The 16,476-nt window shown below is 70.6% G+C and carries 15 protein-coding genes; 12 read left to right on the plus strand and 3 right to left on the minus strand.

Features of this window, described 5'->3' with window-relative positions; genetic code table 11:
* Positions 1–2: 2 nt before the first annotated feature.
* From C6Y14_RS11145 to C6Y14_RS11160, 4 genes are read left to right on the plus strand one after another with little or no spacing between them, the layout of a single operon-like run.
* The gene (locus C6Y14_RS11145) at positions 3–965 is read left to right on the plus strand and encodes a 3,4-dihydroxyphenylacetate 2,3-dioxygenase (RefSeq protein WP_107016368.1); all 963 of its coding nucleotides are present in this window, start codon (positions 3–5) and stop codon (positions 963–965) included.
* Between the two features lie 51 nt (positions 966–1,016).
* Positions 1,017–1,892 carry a fumarylacetoacetate hydrolase family protein gene (locus C6Y14_RS11150; RefSeq protein ID WP_107016369.1) on the plus strand — a complete coding sequence of 292 codons (876 nt, stop codon included), beginning with the start codon at positions 1,017–1,019 and terminating at the stop codon, positions 1,890–1,892.
* A gap of 9 nt (positions 1,893–1,901) precedes the next feature.
* Complete coding sequence (locus C6Y14_RS11155; protein WP_107016370.1) at positions 1,902–3,467, plus strand: aldehyde dehydrogenase; 1,566 nt, start codon at positions 1,902–1,904, stop codon at positions 3,465–3,467.
* Positions 3,464–4,252, plus strand: a complete 789-nt coding sequence (locus C6Y14_RS11160) for a gamma-glutamyl-gamma-aminobutyrate hydrolase family protein (protein ID WP_107016371.1) — start codon at positions 3,464–3,466, stop codon at positions 4,250–4,252. Before C6Y14_RS11155 ends, C6Y14_RS11160 begins: the two co-directional genes overlap by 4 nt.
* A gap of 12 nt (positions 4,253–4,264) precedes the next feature.
* Here the strand turns inward: C6Y14_RS11160 and C6Y14_RS11165 are convergent, their stop codons facing one another.
* The 3 genes from C6Y14_RS11165 to C6Y14_RS11175 form a co-directional block, all read right to left on the minus strand.
* Positions 4,265–4,837: a MarR family winged helix-turn-helix transcriptional regulator gene (locus C6Y14_RS11165; protein WP_107016372.1), complete on the minus strand. Its 573-nt coding sequence runs from the start codon at positions 4,835–4,837 to the stop codon at positions 4,265–4,267.
* 105 nt (positions 4,838–4,942) lie between these two features.
* Positions 4,943–6,217 carry a cytochrome P450 gene (locus C6Y14_RS11170; RefSeq protein ID WP_107016373.1) on the minus strand — a complete coding sequence of 425 codons (1,275 nt, stop codon included), beginning with the start codon at positions 6,215–6,217 and terminating at the stop codon, positions 4,943–4,945.
* A gap of 49 nt (positions 6,218–6,266) precedes the next feature.
* Positions 6,267–7,622 carry a glutamine synthetase family protein gene (locus tag C6Y14_RS11175; protein WP_107016374.1) on the minus strand — a complete coding sequence of 452 codons (1,356 nt, stop codon included), beginning with the start codon at positions 7,620–7,622 and terminating at the stop codon, positions 6,267–6,269.
* A gap of 428 nt (positions 7,623–8,050) precedes the next feature.
* Here C6Y14_RS11175 and C6Y14_RS11180 point away from each other — a divergent pair, with 428 nt between their 5' ends.
* From C6Y14_RS11180 to C6Y14_RS11215, 8 genes are all read left to right on the plus strand, one after another.
* The gene (locus tag C6Y14_RS11180) at positions 8,051–9,514 is read left to right on the plus strand and encodes an APC family permease (RefSeq protein WP_225891016.1); all 1,464 of its coding nucleotides are present in this window, start codon (positions 8,051–8,053) and stop codon (positions 9,512–9,514) included.
* A 45-nt stretch (positions 9,515–9,559) separates the two neighbouring features.
* The gene (locus C6Y14_RS11185) at positions 9,560–10,297 is read left to right on the plus strand and encodes a gamma-glutamyl-gamma-aminobutyrate hydrolase family protein (RefSeq protein ID WP_225891000.1); all 738 of its coding nucleotides are present in this window, start codon (positions 9,560–9,562) and stop codon (positions 10,295–10,297) included.
* 91 nt (positions 10,298–10,388) lie between these two features.
* Entirely contained in the window at positions 10,389–11,009 is a 621-nt protein-coding gene (locus C6Y14_RS11190; RefSeq protein WP_107016377.1) for a cysteine hydrolase family protein, read from the plus strand.
* Between the two features lie 518 nt (positions 11,010–11,527).
* Positions 11,528–13,003, plus strand: a complete 1,476-nt coding sequence (locus C6Y14_RS11195) for a pyridoxal phosphate-dependent decarboxylase family protein (protein WP_159074209.1) — start codon at positions 11,528–11,530, stop codon at positions 13,001–13,003.
* Positions 13,000–14,556 (plus strand): phenylacetate--CoA ligase family protein, encoded by a 1,557-nt coding sequence (locus C6Y14_RS11200; RefSeq protein ID WP_107016379.1) that lies wholly within the window; start codon positions 13,000–13,002, stop codon positions 14,554–14,556. Before C6Y14_RS11195 ends, C6Y14_RS11200 begins: the two co-directional genes overlap by 4 nt.
* A gap of 94 nt (positions 14,557–14,650) precedes the next feature.
* Positions 14,651–15,085, plus strand: a complete 435-nt coding sequence (locus tag C6Y14_RS11205; RefSeq protein ID WP_107016380.1) for a hypothetical protein — start codon at positions 14,651–14,653, stop codon at positions 15,083–15,085.
* A gap of 58 nt (positions 15,086–15,143) precedes the next feature.
* Positions 15,144–16,046 carry a hypothetical protein gene (locus tag C6Y14_RS44495; RefSeq protein WP_199854700.1) on the plus strand — a complete coding sequence of 301 codons (903 nt, stop codon included), beginning with the start codon at positions 15,144–15,146 and terminating at the stop codon, positions 16,044–16,046.
* A complete protein-coding gene (locus C6Y14_RS11215; RefSeq protein ID WP_107016381.1) occupies positions 16,047–16,472 on the plus strand; it encodes a hypothetical protein in 426 nt (141 codons plus the stop codon).
* Positions 16,473–16,476 lie beyond the last annotated feature (4 nt).

The raw sequence follows: 16,476 nt of genomic DNA on the forward strand, positions 1-16,476 counted from the left end.
CCATGGGTGAGATCGTCGGGGCGGGTCTGCTCTCCCACGTCCCCACCATCGTGCTGCCCGAGGCCGACCGGCTGGAGCTCAACGAGGGCAAGGAGAGCACCCTCGTCACCGGTCTGCGGCAGCTCCGCGACGACGTCTTCGCGTCCGACGGCTACGACACCGTCGTCGTCCTCGACTCCCACTGGGCGACCACCGTCGAGTTCGTCGTCACCGCCCAGCCGCGCCGCTCCGGCCTGTACACCTCCGAGGAACTGCCGCGCGGGATGTGCCGGATGCCGTACGACTTCCCCGGTGATCCCGAACTCGCCCACCACATCGCCTCCTTCGCCGACCGGCACGGCACCTGGATCACCCCGATCGACGACCCGTACCTGCCCGTCTACTACGCCACGACCAACCTGTGGAAGTACCTCGGCGAGGGGCTGCCCGACAAGCGGTGGGTCACCATCGGCGTCTGCCAGACCGGGGACATGGACGACCATCTGCGCCTCGGCCGCGCACTGGCCGACGGCATCGCCGCCACGCCCGGCCGCCGGGTCCTGCTGATCGCCTCCGGCGCCCTGTCGCACACCTTCTGGCCGCTGCGGCAACTGCGCGACCACGAGGCGGGCGACCCGGACCACATCTTCACCCCCGAGGCACGGGCGGCCGACCAGGAGCGCATCGCCTGGTTCACGCAGGGCCGCCACGACCAGGTCCTCGACCGCATGGACGACTTCTGGCCGTACAGGCCCGAGGCGAAGTTCTTCCACTACCTGATGATGGCCGGAGCCCTCGGCGAGCGGGCGTGCACGGCGAAGGCCCGGCAGTACGGCGCGTACGAGAACGCCATCGGCACCGGCCAGGTACACCTCTGGTTCGACCGCCCGGCGGACGGCTGGACGGGCACCGGCCCGCCGCCCCCGCCGCCCGCCGCCCGCACACCCCACAGCCGCGTCCAGCCGTCCGGCCCGCCGACCGGATGACCGCCACACCGGACCACCGGATGACCGGATGACCCCAGGGAGGCTCCCGTCATGACCGAGTACCGCCGTGTCCTCCTCGACGGCTCCGTCGTGGAGACCGTCCGCGACGGCGACGAGCTGGTCGCCGGGGACGGGCGCCGCGTCAAGGCCGAGGAGGCGACCCATCTGCCGCCGGTCGTCCCGTCCAAGGTGATCGCGGTCCACCTCAACCACCGCAGCCGGGTGGCGGAGTTCGGGGCCGCCCTGCCCGCCGCCCCCACCTACTTCCACAAGCCGACCTCGGCGCTCAACGCACACCGGGGCGTGGTCGTCCGGCCCGAGGGCTGCAAGTGGCTCAACTACGAGGGCGAGGTCGCCATCGTCATCGGCAGGACGGCGCGCAACATCTCCCGCGCCGAGGCGGGGCGGTACATCGCCGGATACACCGTCGCCAACGACTACGGCCTGCACGACTTCCGCGACACCGACGCGGGCTCCATGCTCCGCGTCAAGGGCTCCGACACCCTCTGCCCGCTCGGCCCCGGCCTGGTCACCGACTGGGACTTCCACGGCAAACGGCTGCGGACCCGCGTCAACGGGGCGGTCGTCCAGGACGGTTCCACCGACGAGATGACGTGGGACATGCACTACCTCGTCGCCGACATCGCCCGCACCATCACCCTGTACGCCGGAGACGTGCTGCTGTCCGGCACCCCGGCCCACTCCCGGCCGGTCCGGCCCGGCGATGTCGTCGAGGTCGAGGTGGAGGGCCTCGGCCGGCTCAGCAACCACATCGTCTCCGGACCCACCGCCGTCCGCACGGACCTCGGCGCGCAGCCGAGCGAGTCCGAGGAAGTGCTGTCCACCGCGCTCGGCGGCGACTGGGAGTTCCGCGGCATCAGGTCACCCGAACGCAGGCCGCCCGAACGCAGGCCACCCACACGCTGAGAGGACCGTATGACCGCCGTCAGCCCCGCCGTCACGCAGGTCACCCAGGTCACGCAGGTCACGCACGAGGAATGGCTCCGCCGCGCCAAAGCGCTCGAACCGGTCGGTACGCATCTCATCGACGGCGCCGACGAACCCGGTGGCGGCGGCACCTTCGCGGCGGTCTCACCCCGCGACGGCCAGGTGCTGGCCGAGGTCGCCGACGGGGGAGGGGCCGAGATCGACGCGGCCGTCGCCGCCGCCCGCCGCGCCTTCGACCACGGCCCCTGGCCCCGCCTGGCCCCCGCCGAACGCGGCCGGACCCTGATCCGCCTCGCCGGTCTCCTGGAGGAACACCGGGCGGAACTGGCCCTCACCGTCAGCCTGGAGATGGGCAAACCCGTCACCGAGGCCCACGACATCGAACTCCGGGCCGTCATCGACACGTTCCGCTGGTACGGGCAGCTCGCGGGCAAACTCACCGACGAGGTCCCGCACACCGCCCCGGACGCCCTCGCGCTCGTCACCCGGGAGCCCGCCGGTGTCGTCGGCGCGGTCGTCCCGTGGAACTTCCCGCTGACCCTGGCGGGCTGGAAGATCGCCCCGGCGCTGGCCGCCGGGTGCACGGTCGTCCTCAAGCCCTCCGAACACGCACCGCTGTCGGCCGCCCTACTGGGACGCGTCGCGCTGCTCGCGGGACTGGCGCCGGGTGTCCTCAACGTCGTCAACGGCGAAGGGCCGGTGGCGGGGCGGGCCCTCGGCCTGCACCCGGATGTCGACGTGCTGGCCTTCACCGGATCCACCGCCGTCGGCCGCCACTTCCTGCACTACGCCGCCGACTCCAACCTCAAGCGCGTCTGGCTCGAACTGGGCGGCAAGTCGCCCAACATCGTCCTGCCCGACGCCCCCGACCTGGCGAAGGCCGCGGCCACGGCCGCCTGGGGCATCTTCTTCAACCAGGGCGAGATGTGCACCGCGCCCTCCCGGCTGCTGGTCCACGCCTCCATTGCCGAGCAGGTCACCGACGCCGTCGTGGCGCACGCCCGCGTGCTGCGGGTGGGCGACCCGCTCGACCCGGCCACCGAGATGGGCGCGCTGGCCGGTGAGGCCCATCTGGACCGCGTACTCGGCCATGTCCGTGCGGCGGTCGACAGCGGGGCCCGGCTGCGTACCGGCGGCGCACGTGCCCCGATCGGGGCAGGGAGCGGTCCCGGCGGCGACCCCGGGAGCGGTTCCGGGGGCAGCTATCTCGAACCGACCGTCTTCGACCGCGTCGCCCCCGACAGTCCGCTCGCGCGCGAGGAGATCTTCGGACCCGTGCTGTCCGTCCTCGCCTTCGACGATCTCGACGAGGCGGTCGCGCTCGCCAACGGCACCGAGTACGGGCTCGCCGCCGGGCTGTGGACCTCCGACCTGTCCACCGCCCACCGGGTCTCCCGCGCCCTCAGGGCCGGCACGGTGTGGGTCAACTGCTACGAGGAGGGCGACCTGACCGTGCCCTTCGGCGGTGTGAAGCAGTCCGGCAACGGACGCGACAAGTCCGTACACGCCCTGGAGAAGTACACCGAACTGAAGACCACCTGGATCCAGTTATGACCGCTCGCCCGCTGATAGCGATCCCCGCCCGCTTCTCCGCGACCTCCTCGGCCCTGGACCGGCCGGCGGAGGCCAACGCCCGCGCGCTGGTCGAGGCGGTCTGGCGGGCCGGCGGCGAACCGGGCGGCATCCATCCGCACGCGCCCGGCGGCACGGCCGACCCGGACGAGGTGCGGGACCGGCTCGCCCGCTTCGACGGCCTCTTGCTGCCGGGCGGCGGCGACCTGGCCCCGTACCGCTACGGGGCGCGGCGGGCGCACCGGGCCGTGTACGACGTGGACGACGAACAGGACGGCTTCGACCTGGAACTCGCCCGGCAGGCCCTCGCCCGCCGCCTGCCACTGCTGGCGGTCTGCCGCGGTCTGCAGGTCGTCAACACGGTCCTCGGCGGCACACTCCACCAGGACAACCAAGATCCCCAGGATGACCGGGGCGACCAGGACGACCGGGGCGGCCAGGGCACCGGCAGTTCGGGGCACGGTCACCGTCATGTGCGGCATCCCGTCTTCCTCGCGCCCTGGTCCGCAGTGGCCCGGATCACCGGGACCGACAAGGCCGAGGCGTCCTGCTACCACCATCAGCACGTGGACCGGCTGGGGGAGGGGCTCAAGGCCACCGCCCACGCCGTCGACGGAACCGTGGAGGCGGTCGAACTCGTGGACGGCGACGACCGGTTCGTGGCCGTGCAGTGGCACCCGGAGGACACCGCGCGCACCGACCCGGCCCAGCAGCGGCTCTTCGACGCGCTGGTGCGGGCGGCACGGCGAAGGGCCGAACGTGCGTAGGCGAGAGGCGGGTCAGTTACGGGCGCGGCGGCCGCTACGACGGGGGGTGGCCGCCGCGCCGTTCAGCAGTTCCCGGCGCCGGTCCTCGCCGCTCTCCTCGACCTGGAGCACCACGCTGCGCAGCCCGTCGGCGAGCGTGCGGCACTCGGCGTCGCTCAGCCGGGAGGTGACGAAGGCCTCCTCCTCGTTGAACGCCGGGAACACCTCCCGCATGAAGCTCTCGCCCTCCTCGGTGAGGCCGAGCAGGACGAGCCGTCCGTCGGTGGGGTGGTCGGCGCGGCGCAGCAGACCGCGGGACTCCAGGGTGCGGGCCACGCCGGTCAGGGTGCCCTTCGAGATCCCGGCCTCCTCAGCGACGCGCCGGGTCTCGGACTCGCCCCACACCCACACCACCCAGAGCACGACGAAGCCGGTCCAGGTCAGATCGGAGCGCCGCAGTACGGAGTTCTCCAGGTGCTGGCGCACGGCGGACGCGGCCCGGTAGATGTTGGCGACCGCCGCCATCTGGTCGCGCCGGACGGGAATGCCGCCGAGTTTCTCCGCCGCGAGTCTCTCCGCCGCGCTGATGGACCGCTGGCTGGGCACGGGCGCTCCCTCGCATCGTCACCGGACCGTCGTCACTGCCGACGCACGGCCGTACGGCATCGAATCCTACGTGGCTGGTTCTGGGACCTGCGGGCTTGCGGCGCCTCACTTGAGCGTGACCGTCACGGGCAGTTCCTTGATGCCGTTGACGAAGTTGGAGCGGACCCGGCGGACCGGACCGCCGAGCCGGATGTCCGCGAGCCGCGGGATCAGTTCCTCGAACATGACACGGATCTCGGTACGGGCGAGCAGGTTGCCCAGACACAGATGCGGGCTCGTCTTGCCGAAGGTGACATGGTCGTTGGGGGTCCGGGTCACGTCGAAGGCGTAGGGATCGGGGAAGACCGCCTCGTCGCGGTTGCCCGAGGCGTACCACATGACCACCTTGTCGCCCCGCCTGATGCGGGTGCCGCTCAGCTCGGTGTCACGGGTCGCCGTACGCCGGAAGTGGTAGACGGGCGAGGCCCAGCGCAGGAACTCCTCGACGGCCACGGGGATCAGGCCGGGGTCGCGGCGCAGGAGGTCCAGCTGGTCGGGGTGCTGGGTCAGGGCCAGCATGGTGTGGCTGATGGCGTGGCGGGTCGTCTCGTTGCCCGCGACGACCAGGAGCAGGAAGTAGTTGTCGAAGTCCTGTTCCGTCAGGGGCACACCGTCGCGCGGAGTCCCGTTCACGAGCCGGGAGACCAGGTCGTCACCGGTGCCGCCCCGCCGCTGCCGCGCCAGCTCACGTCCGTACGCGAAGACCTCGGCGGCGGCGGGGGAGCGGAACGGCAGATCGCGGTAGCGCTCGCTCTCCGGGCTGCCGAGCAGGACGTCCGCGTAGTCCGGGTCGGTGTTGCCGATGATGCGGTTTCCCCAGTCGATGAGCCGGCGGTTGTCCTCGGGCGGCACGTCCAGGAGACGGGCGAGGACGTTGATCGGGAAGTCGGCCGCGACATGGGTGACGAAGTCGAACGTGCCCAGCGGCAGCGCCGAGTCCAGGGTGCGCGCGGTCAGACCGCGCAGGAAGTCGGTGTACCGGCTGATGACGGTGTGCCCGAACTGCCTTTGCAGCAGCCCGCGCAGGGCGCGGTGCCGGACGCCGTCCAGTTCCAGGAGCGAGGCGCGCTTGGCGATCTGGTCGTCGTCGACCTCTTCGAGATTGACGAACTTCGTCGAGGTGAAGGTGTCCGGGTCCCGGTCGACGGCGACGATGTCCCGGTGCCGGGTGAGCGCCCAGAAGCCCGAGTTGGGCGCGGCCTCGGGCTGCCAGTGGACCGGGTCCTGGTGCCGCAGCGTGTGGAACATGCGCCAGGGCCGCAGTTCGTCGGTGAAGTGGTCGAGGTCGGTGAGGTCGACGTCGTCGAGGGGCAGGGGTTCGACCGGGACGGGTGCGGCCATCGAGGTCTCCTAGGGGTCGGGCTCGTGATGTGCGTCGGTCGGGGACGGCTCACAGGTGGTCGGCGTACTCGTCCAGCTCCCAGTCGGTGACGTGCCGGTGGTAGCGGCCGACCTCGTCGCGTTTGTAGGTGAGGTACGCGGAGACGAACTCCTTGCCGAGCAGCTGGGTGAGGTCGGTGTCCGCCTCCAGCGCGTCGAGCGCGGCGGGCAGGCTCGCGGGCAGCAGGGGCGCCGAGGCGGTGTCGTAGCCGTACCCCTTGAGCGGGGCGGCGGGCTCGCGGCCGTCCCGCACCCCGAGCAGGACGGCCGCGCTCGCGGCGGCGACCAGCAGATACGGGTTGGCGGCGGCGTCCCCGAGCCGCAGTTCGAGCCGCGCTCCGGCCCCACGCTCGGGCGGTACGCGGACCATGGCACTGCGGTTGTCGAGGCCCCAGTCGATCAGCCACGGGGCGAGCGTGTCGGGGCCGAACCGCTTGTACGAGTTGACCGTGGGGTTCAGCAGCGCGGCGAGCGCCGGGGCGTGCGCGAGCAGCCCTGCCACGGCGTGCAGGGCGGTGGCCGAGAGACCGTACGGGCCCGCCGGGTCGTCGAAGACGTTTCCGCCCTCGCCGTCCACGCACGACAGATGGACATGGAAGCCGGAGCCGCCCGCGTCGTTGAAGGGTTTCGCCATGAAGGTGGCGGTCCGGCCCTCCGCGCGGGCCAGTTCCTTGACGGCCGACTTGAGGCGGAAGGCCCGGTCGGCGGCGTCCAGGGCCCGCGAGTGACCGAGGTTGATCTCGAACTGTGAGCCGTCGAACTCGTGGTTGCCGGCCGTCACGCCGATGCCCAGGTCGCGCAGTGAACGCAAGGTGCGTAACAGGTGGTTGTCCGGGTCGGCGCGCAGACCCGCCGTGTACACGGTGCCGGCGGCCGTGCTGTAGCGGCGCCTGCCGCCGGGCGCGGCCGGGTCCGACTCGCAGAGGAAGTACTCCAGTTCGGGACCGGCCACCGGGTTCAGCCCGTGCTCCGCGCACCGGGCGAGCACGGTGCGCAGCAGGTCGCGGGGGGACTCGGGGGTGGGCGCGCCGGTGCGGGCGTCGGTGACGTCGCCCAGGCAGGAGGCGACTCCCGGCTCCCACGGCAGCGGGGCCAGCGTGCTGAGGTCGGGCCGGACCAGCATGTCGGGCAGCCCGGCCTCCAGACCGCCCGTCACCGGCACCACTTCGCCGCGCGGGGTGGTGTGGTAGACGGCCCGGCAGAAGGCGAGCCCGTGTGCGCAGGCCGTGGGCAGATGGTCGAGCAGCACGTCACGGGCCCGGTCCGTGCCGAGCAGGTCGGGGTAGACCACCCGGACCACATCGATACCGGCCTCGGCGAGCCGTTCGGTGTGTTCCCTGGTCAGGGAAGGGTCGTGTGCGCTCACCGCTGCCTCCTCGGGCAGATGGGAACGGGGCCGTCAGGTGGCCCGGGCGTTGCTGCCGCCCACCGTTTGTTTGATGTCAAACGGTACGACGACCGTAAGGACGCCTGTCGTCCTCCCGCAAGGGTGCGGCCCGACTCGGTGTCCGGCGGGAGGGATTGACCGACCCGGAGGGCACGCTTATGTTGTTTGGTGCCAAACGAGTTGTCGGCGCGCATCCGCGCACCCCCTCGCCCTTTCCTCCGCCCTTCCTCGCTCTGAGGCCCCGCACCTCGGGAGGACCGTCCCATGAAGGCCGTTGCCGACAGGATCAGGTGCGACCGCGACCGCGACCGCGGCCGGAACCCCGACCACGATCGCGAACACGCTCACGGACCGCACGTGTCGTGACCGACGGGGATCCCGGCCGACGCCAGGCCGGCAGCACCACAGTGACCGCCGCGGACCGCCGGCTCAAGCGCGACGCCCTCGGAGTCCTCGGCATCCTCTTCCTCGTCCTGTCGGCGCAGGCGCCGCTGACCGGCATCGCCGGAGCCGTCCCCCTGTCCGTCGCGCTCGGCAACGGATCCGGCGTCCCCGCCGCGTACGTCGCCGCGGGCGCCGTGGTCCTGCTGTTCTCGGTGGGGTTCGTCGCGATGAGCCGGCACGTCGTCGACCCCGGCGCGTTCTCCATGTACATCGGCAAGGGCCTCGGCCGGACCACCGGTACCGGTGCCGCCGCCGTCGCGCTCTTCGCGTACTGCACCATCCAGGCCGCGATGTACGGCCTCTACGGAGCGACGGTCGCCCAACTCCTGGACGTGCACGCGGGAATCGACGCGCCGTGGTGGGTGTGGGCGCTGCTCACCATGGCGCTGGTGCAGCTCCTCGGGATGGCGGGCATCGACACGGGAGCGCGGGTACTGGCCGTCTTCGTGGTCGCCGAGACGAGCATCCTGCTGGTGTTCGCCCTGGTCACGCTGGTGCGCGGGGGAGGGCCCGAAGGACTCGGCCTCGCGGCGGCCTTCTCGCCGAAGACCGCGCTCGACGGCGCTCCGGGAGTGGCCCTGATGTTCGCCGTTGCATCCATGTTCGGCTTCGAGGCCACCGCCGTCTACGGGGAGGAGGCCCGCGCGCCGGAGCGGACCGTGCCCCGTGCCACCTATCTCTCCATCACGCTGATCACCGCGTTCTTCGCCCTCACCTCCTGGATGGTGATCTCCGCCCACGGCGCCTCGCGCGCCACAGCCGAGGCCGGCCGGGCCCTTGAGGACGGGGATTCCTCGGCGTTCGTCTTCCGGCCGGTCACCGACCGGCTCGGCGACTGGACCGGTGACCTGCTGCCCGTCCTGCTCGCCACCTCCCTCTTCGCGGGGATCCTGGCCTTCCACAACTCGGCCGACCGCTACCTGTTCTCGCTGGCCCGCGAGCGCCGTCTGCCGCACGCCCTGTGTGCCCTGAACCGGCGCGGCGCGCCCTGGGCGGCCGGCCTCGTCCAGACGGCGATCGCGGTGCTGCTGGTCGTGCCCTTCGCGCTGACCGGCCGCGATCCCGTCGTGACGCTGTTCTCCTGGTTCAGTGGTGTCGCCGTCCTGGCGATCATGCTCCTGTACTTCCTGACGTCCGTGTCCGTGGTCGTCTTCTTCCGCCGGACCCGCCTGGACCGGCGGCCCTGGAACACCGCCGTCGCGCCCGCACTGGGCGCCCTGGGCATCGCCGGGGCCATCTGGCTCGTACTCACCAACCTGACGACCCTCATCGGCGGCGACCGGGCCACCGCCACCTGGCTGGCGCTGACGGTCCCGGCGGTCTGGCTGCTGGGCGCCGCCGCGTACCGGGTGCGACCGGCAGGACCGCCCTCCCCGCCGCCCCCGCCCTCCCCGACCCCGGAGACCTCCGACATGGATCCGCCGTGACCTGGAGCGCCGTACGCCGAACCGCCTCCCCCCAGAGGAATGCCCGTGACCCGTCCCCGTCCCGCACGCCCCCTCATCGCCATTCCCGCCCGTTTCTCCGTCTCGACCTCGGCCCTGCGGTACTCCGCCGAGATCGTCGCCCGCGCCCTGGTCGAAGCCGTCTGGCGGGCGGGCGGCGAGCCCGTCACCCTGCACCCCCACGCACCGGACGGCAGCTGCGACCCCGCGCTCGTCGCCGAGCGTCTGACCCGCTTCGACGGCGTTCTCCTGCCGGGCGGCGACGAACTGCCGCCCGGCCGTTACGGGAACACGCCGACGCACGGCAGCACGCACGACGCCGACGCCGAACAGGACGGCTTCGATCTGGCGGTGGCCCACCACGTCCTGCGGACCGAGCTGCCGCTGCTGGCGATCTGCCGGGGGCTCCAGGCGGTCAACGTGGCGCTCGGCGGCACGCTGCAGGTGCAGTTGGCGGGCTGGCGGCGCCGGCACCACAACCTCGTGCATCAAGTGGCCGTCCAGCCCGCCACCCTGCTCGAACTGAGCATGGGTGCCCAGGTGGTGACGGCGTCCTGCTTCCACCGCACCCGCGTCGACCGGGTGGGCGCGGGCCTCAAGGTCACCGCGCGGGCCGACGACGGCACCCGCGAGGCACTGGAACTACCGCACCGGCGCGCCTGGTTCGCCGGTGTGCAGTGGCACCCCGAGCACACCGCCCGGCACGACCCGGCGCAACAGGCCCTGTTCGAGGCGTTCATCCGGGCCACGGGGGCAGGCCGGTGAGGCCCGCACGCGGCGGTCGGCACCCCGCACGCCCCCCGTCGTCCACCCGCAGTTCCGTCACCCGCAGCCCCGCTGGAGGGAAGAACCCGTCATGAAACGTGCCCTCGTCGTCATCGACGTCCAGAACGAGTACGTCACGGGCGGTCTGCCGATCGGCTACCCGGACCCGTCCCTGAGCCTGGCGAACATCGCCGCGGCCGTCGACACCGCCACCCAGGAGGGTGTCCCCGTCGTGCTCGTCCAGCACGCCGCACCCGCCGGTGCGCCCCTCTTCGCGCGGGGCACGCACGGCTTCGCCCTGCACGACGTGGTGGCCTCCCGACCCCACGACCATCTCGTGGAGAAGACACTGCCGTCGTCCTTCATCGGCACCGACCTCGATGACTGGCTGCGCCGGGCGGGCGTCGACACGCTCACCCTCGTCGGCTACATGACGCAGACCTGCGACGAGTCGACCGCCCGGCACGCCGTCCAGCTCGGTTACCAGGTCGAGCTGCTCGCCGACGCGACCGGTGCGCTGGCCCTGACCAACAGGGCGGGCAGTCTCTCCGCCGCCGAGATCCACCACGCGGTGCTGGTGGTCCTGCAGTCGTTCTTCGCCTACACGGCGAGCACCGCCGAATGGATCGGCGCCGTCCGCACCAAGGCACCGCTCGGCCGTCCGGACTTCGCGGCGGCGACCGACGCGGGCTACACGGAGAACGGCGGCTGATCCGCCGTCCGTCAGGGCCCCGGCGCACTTGTCGGGGCTCTTTCCGTGGACGAAACCGCATGTGAGCGGGATTTTTCGAATTAGTGTGCGAAATATAATATTTTTTGGCCTGAAGTATGCCTTGAAAGAAACGTTTACCCCGTCGCGTGGCACCACTGCCGCCCGCAAACGGGGATCTTCGCAGTTGGCGTGAAACCACTCTTTCCGGGAGTGCGGCACGAGGTGGCGGCGCACCGGTCGCCTGCGGTATTCAGTGCCGCGCGCACCGGAACGGTCTATTCACCGCGGTCCGGATGCGACGTGCGGTATCTGTCGCTCCGGTTTGTTCTTCGGCATGTACGCGACGGCCGTTCCGGTGAGCTGTCGGGAGGGCTGACCGATTCCGGACAGTCGTAGGGGAATTGTATATTCACGCGCCACGACGCCCTACGATGGGTCCGCTCTGCCGCTCGCTGCCCGTTCAACTTCCGATGCGCTTCAATCAGCAAGCAGCCATGGAATGTACGAGGGAGGCCCGCGTGACAGATTTACCTCAGAGCGGACCATTGATCGAAGCATTCGACGTACAACTCTTCCGTGAAAACACCGAATCCGTGCTGGCCAAGCTGGAAAAGCATCTGGCCGACCTGTCGATCCGGGGCCTGGAACTCACCGACCCCGCGCAATTGACACGGATGGCCCGGGCGTTGATGACCACCGAGCACGAGAAAACCGCCGCGTTCGACGAGGCGAAACTCTCGGCGATCGTCGACCTGTACATCAGGACCGGTATCCAGGTCCATTCGCCCGGCTACATGGGCCGGCAGTTCTCGGGCGTGGTCCCGCTCTCCGGAGTCATCGACTTCGTCAGCTCCGTCGTCAACCAGCCCTCGTCCTTCTACGAGGCGGGCCAGCTGCCCAACGTCGTCGAGCGGATCATGGCCGACGAGCTGAACAGGTTCATCGGCTATCGGCCCGGCACCTTCGACATGGTGACCACCTCCGGCGGGTCGCTGGCCAATCTGACCGCCCTGCTCACCGCCCGGAACAGGGCTTTTCCCGGAGTCTGGGCCCGCGGCGGCCCGGAACTCGCCGGCCCGGCCCGGCCCGCCGTCGCGGTCGGCGCCGACGTCCACTACAGCGTCGCCCGGGCCGCCGGCATCCTCGGGATCGGCGAGGACCGCATCGTCCGCCTGCCGCTCGACACCGCACGACGCATCGACGTCTCCCGCGCCGGGCCCGCCCTCGACGCCGCCGAACGGCAGGGCCTGGACGTCTTCTGCCTGGTCGCGTCCGCGGGCACGACGTCGGTGGGCGCCTTCGACCCGCTCGACGAACTGGCCGCCCTCTCGCGCGAACGCGGTCTGTGGCTGCACGTGGACGGCGCCCACGGCGCGAGCCTGCTGGTCTCCGACGAACTGCGCCACAAGCTGCGCGGCATCGACCAGGCCGACTCGCTGGCCTGGGACGCGCACAAGATGATGTTCGTGCCGGCCCCGTGCACCCTGCTCTTCTACCGGAACAGGGAACACAGCAGGGAAGCCTTCCGGCAGACCGCCAGTTACGTGTTCGACGCGCAGCCGGGCGTCTATACGGCACTCGACAGCGGCGACAAGAACTTCGAATGCACGAAACGCCCCATGATGATGACTCTCTGGGTGCTGTGGGCGATGTACGGCAGAGCGCTCTTCGCCGAGAAAATCGAGTACCTGTGCCGGTTGACACGGGACGCCCACGCAATCCTGGAAAAGCAGGACGACTTCGAGACACTGCACTTCCCCGAGGCCAACATCATGTGTTTCCGCTACCGTCCCGAATGGCTCGCGGACGACGAAGTGGCCCAATTCCAGGTGGACATCAGGAACCGCATCAAGCAGGACGGTCAGTTCTTCATCTCCAAGGTCGACGTGGACGGAGTGGCCGCCCTCAGGGTGGTCATGATGAATCACCAGATCACCACCGAGCATTTCCAGATGCTCCTCGGAGAGATAAGGAAAGCGGGGCGCAAGAAGTGACGGACACACGGGTGGCCCAGGCGCCCCCCACCGATCTCCGCGGCCTGGTCGACTGGCTCATCCCGGACTGGGAACTGACCCCGCCGACCCCCGAGGCGGTGACCCTGCTGCCGTCGTTCGCGAGCAAGATGCGGGAATGCGAGCGGGTCTGCGGGCAGCCCTACAGCGAGATCTCCCACGAGATCCAGGACGCCCTGGTGCTGCGCAGGCTCCAGCAGATGTTCCACACCGTCCGGCTGAATCCGCTCTGGCGCGAACGCCTGGAGAACGCCGGGATCATCCGGCCCCCCGACAGCTACGAGGCGTGGCAGCGCGTACCGCTGTCCGACAAGGAGACCCAGCGCGACCTCTTCATGGGCTCCCGCGAAGGCATGGTCGTCCCGCACGACCGGGGCGGCTTCGAGGTCGTCGCCAGCGGTGGAACCAGCAGCGGCAGCCCCCTGGAGACCGTGTACTCGCTGAGAGAACTGAGCGACACCTACGCCGTGGCCGGCCACTTCCTCGGCACGTACCAGATCGGCGCCCACCTGGCCGGCACGGATCCCAAGTGGCTGCTCACCACCCTGGCCGACTACCAGATGTGGAGCAGCGGCACGATGGTCGGCGGAGTGCTGCAGAGCGTGCCGGGCGTCAACTACATCGGCGCCGGACCCGTCACCGCACCCGTCCTGGAACACGTCTTCTCCTACCGGGGCCCCAAGGCGCTGATGGGCATCTCGGCGGGCATCGCCATCCTCGCCGAACTGGGCGCGGGCATGAGCCAGAAGGCCAAGGACAGCTTCCGCGTCGCGCTCTACGGCAGCGGTGTGCTCCCGCAGCGCAACCGGGACGAACTCAAGGCGCTCTACCCGAACCTGGCGATACTCAGCTACTTCGCGGCCACCCAGGCGGAGACCATCGGGCTGCAGCTGGCAGAGTCGAGCCCCGTCCTCACCGCGGTCCCGGGCCTGCACCTCATCGAGATCGTCGACGAGAACGGCCGCTGGGTCCCTGAGGGCCAGGAGGGCGAACTCGTCGTCACGCGGCTGCACGCCCACGAGGCCCCGCTGCTGCGGCTGAAGCTGGGCGACCGCATGATCCGCAGGCCCCGCCTCGACGGCCCGGGGCCGGGACCGAGGGCCCAGCAGTTCGAGTTCGCCGGACGGACCGGAGACATCCTGCACCTGAACGACAGCCAGTACTCGGCGGTGCGTGCCTACGACGCGGTGCGCGACGAGCTGCGGACGGCCGGTGTGGTGGACCTGGACCAGGTCGCGCACGAGATCCAGTTCGTCAACCGGCGCGAGGAACGGGTCATCGGCCTGTACGCCGCCGTGGACGACGTGCTCACCCCGGCGTACCGCGTCGACTCCCTGCTCGGTCCTGCCGGACTCCAGCGGGTGCTCGTCAACGCGCTGCCGCGGTCCCTGTCCCTGTTCAACGACGGTGAGGCCAACCCCACCTCGGTCGCGAAGACGGGCTACCGCCTGGAGGTCCGGTTCGTGCCGCGGCACTCGCCGGAGATCGAGCGCACGTCGGTCGGCAAGGTGCCGCTGGTCCGCGACCAGACCTGAACCACTGCGCCGCAACGATCCGCAAGGGCACAGAGCGATCACCCTCACCCCGCGCGTAACCCCCGATCCCCCGATCACAACGCAGGAGGAACGAGTGGCATACAAACCGCAGATCAACATCATCGCCGTGGTCGACGTCATCGGCGCCCTCTCCGGAGGCACGCTGCACAACGGCAACCTCTGCCTGGTCGACAACGCCGGCGAGGAGAGCACCGGACAGGGCACGGCCCATCTGCGTACCGCGGTCCGGCCGGGCCAGGTCGTCCAGTGGTCCGCCCTCGCCGTCGACCTCCAGACACCCGTCGAGATCCGGAGCATCACGTTCCTCGGCGAGGACGGCGTGGCGACACCCGCGACCCGCACCTCGGCCGAAGGCGACGGCGACAAGCTCGACCTGGCGCACTGGGCCGGCGTGGTCCCCCCGTCCCTGCCGTCCGGGACCCCCTTCAAGTACCGCCTCGAACTCCAGATGTACGAGGGCCGGTACAGCGTGCTGCACGTCGACTCGCCGGCGTTGATCGGCGTATGAGCCGAGGCGCACAGGGCCCGGACGACCAGGAGACATCCCACAACGACGAGGTGGAAGCATGGCTCAACAGCTGGCGATCATCGTGCTCGTGGACATCGGCAACGCTCTGGAGGCCAACAGCCTGCGGGACAACGTCTATCTGTTCGACAACATGAAGCTGCACGGATCCGACGGGCAGGGCACCGGCGATCTGGTGACCGCCATTCACGGCGCCTACTGGCGCGACGGCTCACAGGCCACGGAACAGGTGCTCAACTGGCTGCCGTACAGCCTGGGTTCCCTGCCGCCGACCGTGCCGCGCGGTTACGAGAGCGAGCGGGCGCTGCAGAGCGACGCCCGGGCGCTGGAGGAACTGGACGCCCTCACGGCCAAACCCGACGCCACCGATCCCGCGGCCGATCTGAACGAGATCCGCAAGGCGGTCGGTACACGGGTGAAGACCACCCGGCGCACCAAGGGCCGGCTGTCGGGACAGAAGGTCATCGACCTGACCGGTGAGATCGTCACCGACACCTCCGCGGGCACCTACAGCTACCCCGCCCCCGTGATCACGGACATCTACGGCCAGGCCGTCGACGAGAAGATCATGTATCCGGCGGAGTACGGCTCTCCCGACCTGGTCACCGACGGCTGGTACTGGTCCGCGACGGTCGACTCCTCCCGGCCCGGCACGTACTCCTACTCGATGCGCATCCAGCTCCACCGGCTGGTGCAGCGGGGCAGCGAGGCGCTCTGGGAGCCGGTGAACCTGACCTGCGAGTCGGCGCTGCGGGTGACGTCCGAGCCCAAGGTCAACGGCTTCACCGGCTCGGGGATGGGCCTGCTGCCCCTCGACCCGTACCCGTCGTCCGCCCAGGGGGCGGAGTACTTCCAGCCCGGTCCGCAGCAGCCCGGTCCGCAGCAGCCCGGTTCGCAGCAGTCCGGTGTGCAGCAGTCCGGCCTCGTAGAGGAGGAGCGGTAGATGACCAGCGAGACGGACAACGGCGGCGCCAGGCGCCCGATCGCGATCACCGCCGTCGTGGACTGCGTGGGAGCCCTCGCCACCGGCACCGTGCACGGCAACCTGTACTTCTACGACACCAACAAGGCGGGCGGATCCCAGGGGTTCGGCACCGAGCAGTTACGCACCCGGGTCCGCAGCGGCGACCAGGTCCTGTGGTCCGTGCTCGCCCTGGAGTGCGAGGCGTACACGGCGATCGACGGCATCGACATCGACCACGAGCTGTGCGAGCCGGAGCGCAGGGTCTACCCCGGCACGGATGTCGCGTACTGGATCGGGACCGTGAAGAAGGACATCCCGGGCGACACGTACTACCAGGTCCGGTTCCGGCTCGGCTCGCGCGACGAGCCGATCGTCACCACGCTGTCCCCGAGTCTCGTCGGCTGATTCC

It is taken from the genome of Streptomyces dioscori, from assembly GCF_003024195.1.
GTDB classification, from domain to species: Bacteria; Actinomycetota; Actinomycetes; order Streptomycetales; family Streptomycetaceae; genus Streptomyces; species Streptomyces dioscori.

What these genes read in the sequence shown, in the direction of transcription:
- C6Y14_RS11145 (WP_107016368.1), top strand. Translation starts at nt 3, where the DNA reads ATGGGTGAGATCGTCGGGGCGGGTCTGCTCTCCCACGTCCCCACCATC.
- C6Y14_RS11160 (WP_107016371.1), top strand. Translation starts at nt 3,464, where the DNA reads ATGACCGCTCGCCCGCTGATAGCGATCCCCGCCCGCTTCTCCGCGACC.
- C6Y14_RS11190 (WP_107016377.1), top strand. Translation starts at nt 10,389, where the DNA reads ATGAAACGTGCCCTCGTCGTCATCGACGTCCAGAACGAGTACGTCACG.
- C6Y14_RS11150 (WP_107016369.1), top strand. Translation starts at nt 1,017, where the DNA reads ATGACCGAGTACCGCCGTGTCCTCCTCGACGGCTCCGTCGTGGAGACC.
- C6Y14_RS11170 (WP_107016373.1), bottom strand. Translation starts at nt 6,217, where the DNA reads ATGGCCGCACCCGTCCCGGTCGAACCCCTGCCCCTCGACGACGTCGAC.
- C6Y14_RS44495 (WP_199854700.1), top strand. Translation starts at nt 15,144, where the DNA reads ATGGCTCAACAGCTGGCGATCATCGTGCTCGTGGACATCGGCAACGCT.
- C6Y14_RS11215 (WP_107016381.1), top strand. Translation starts at nt 16,047, where the DNA reads ATGACCAGCGAGACGGACAACGGCGGCGCCAGGCGCCCGATCGCGATC.
- C6Y14_RS11155 (WP_107016370.1), top strand. Translation starts at nt 1,902, where the DNA reads ATGACCGCCGTCAGCCCCGCCGTCACGCAGGTCACCCAGGTCACGCAG.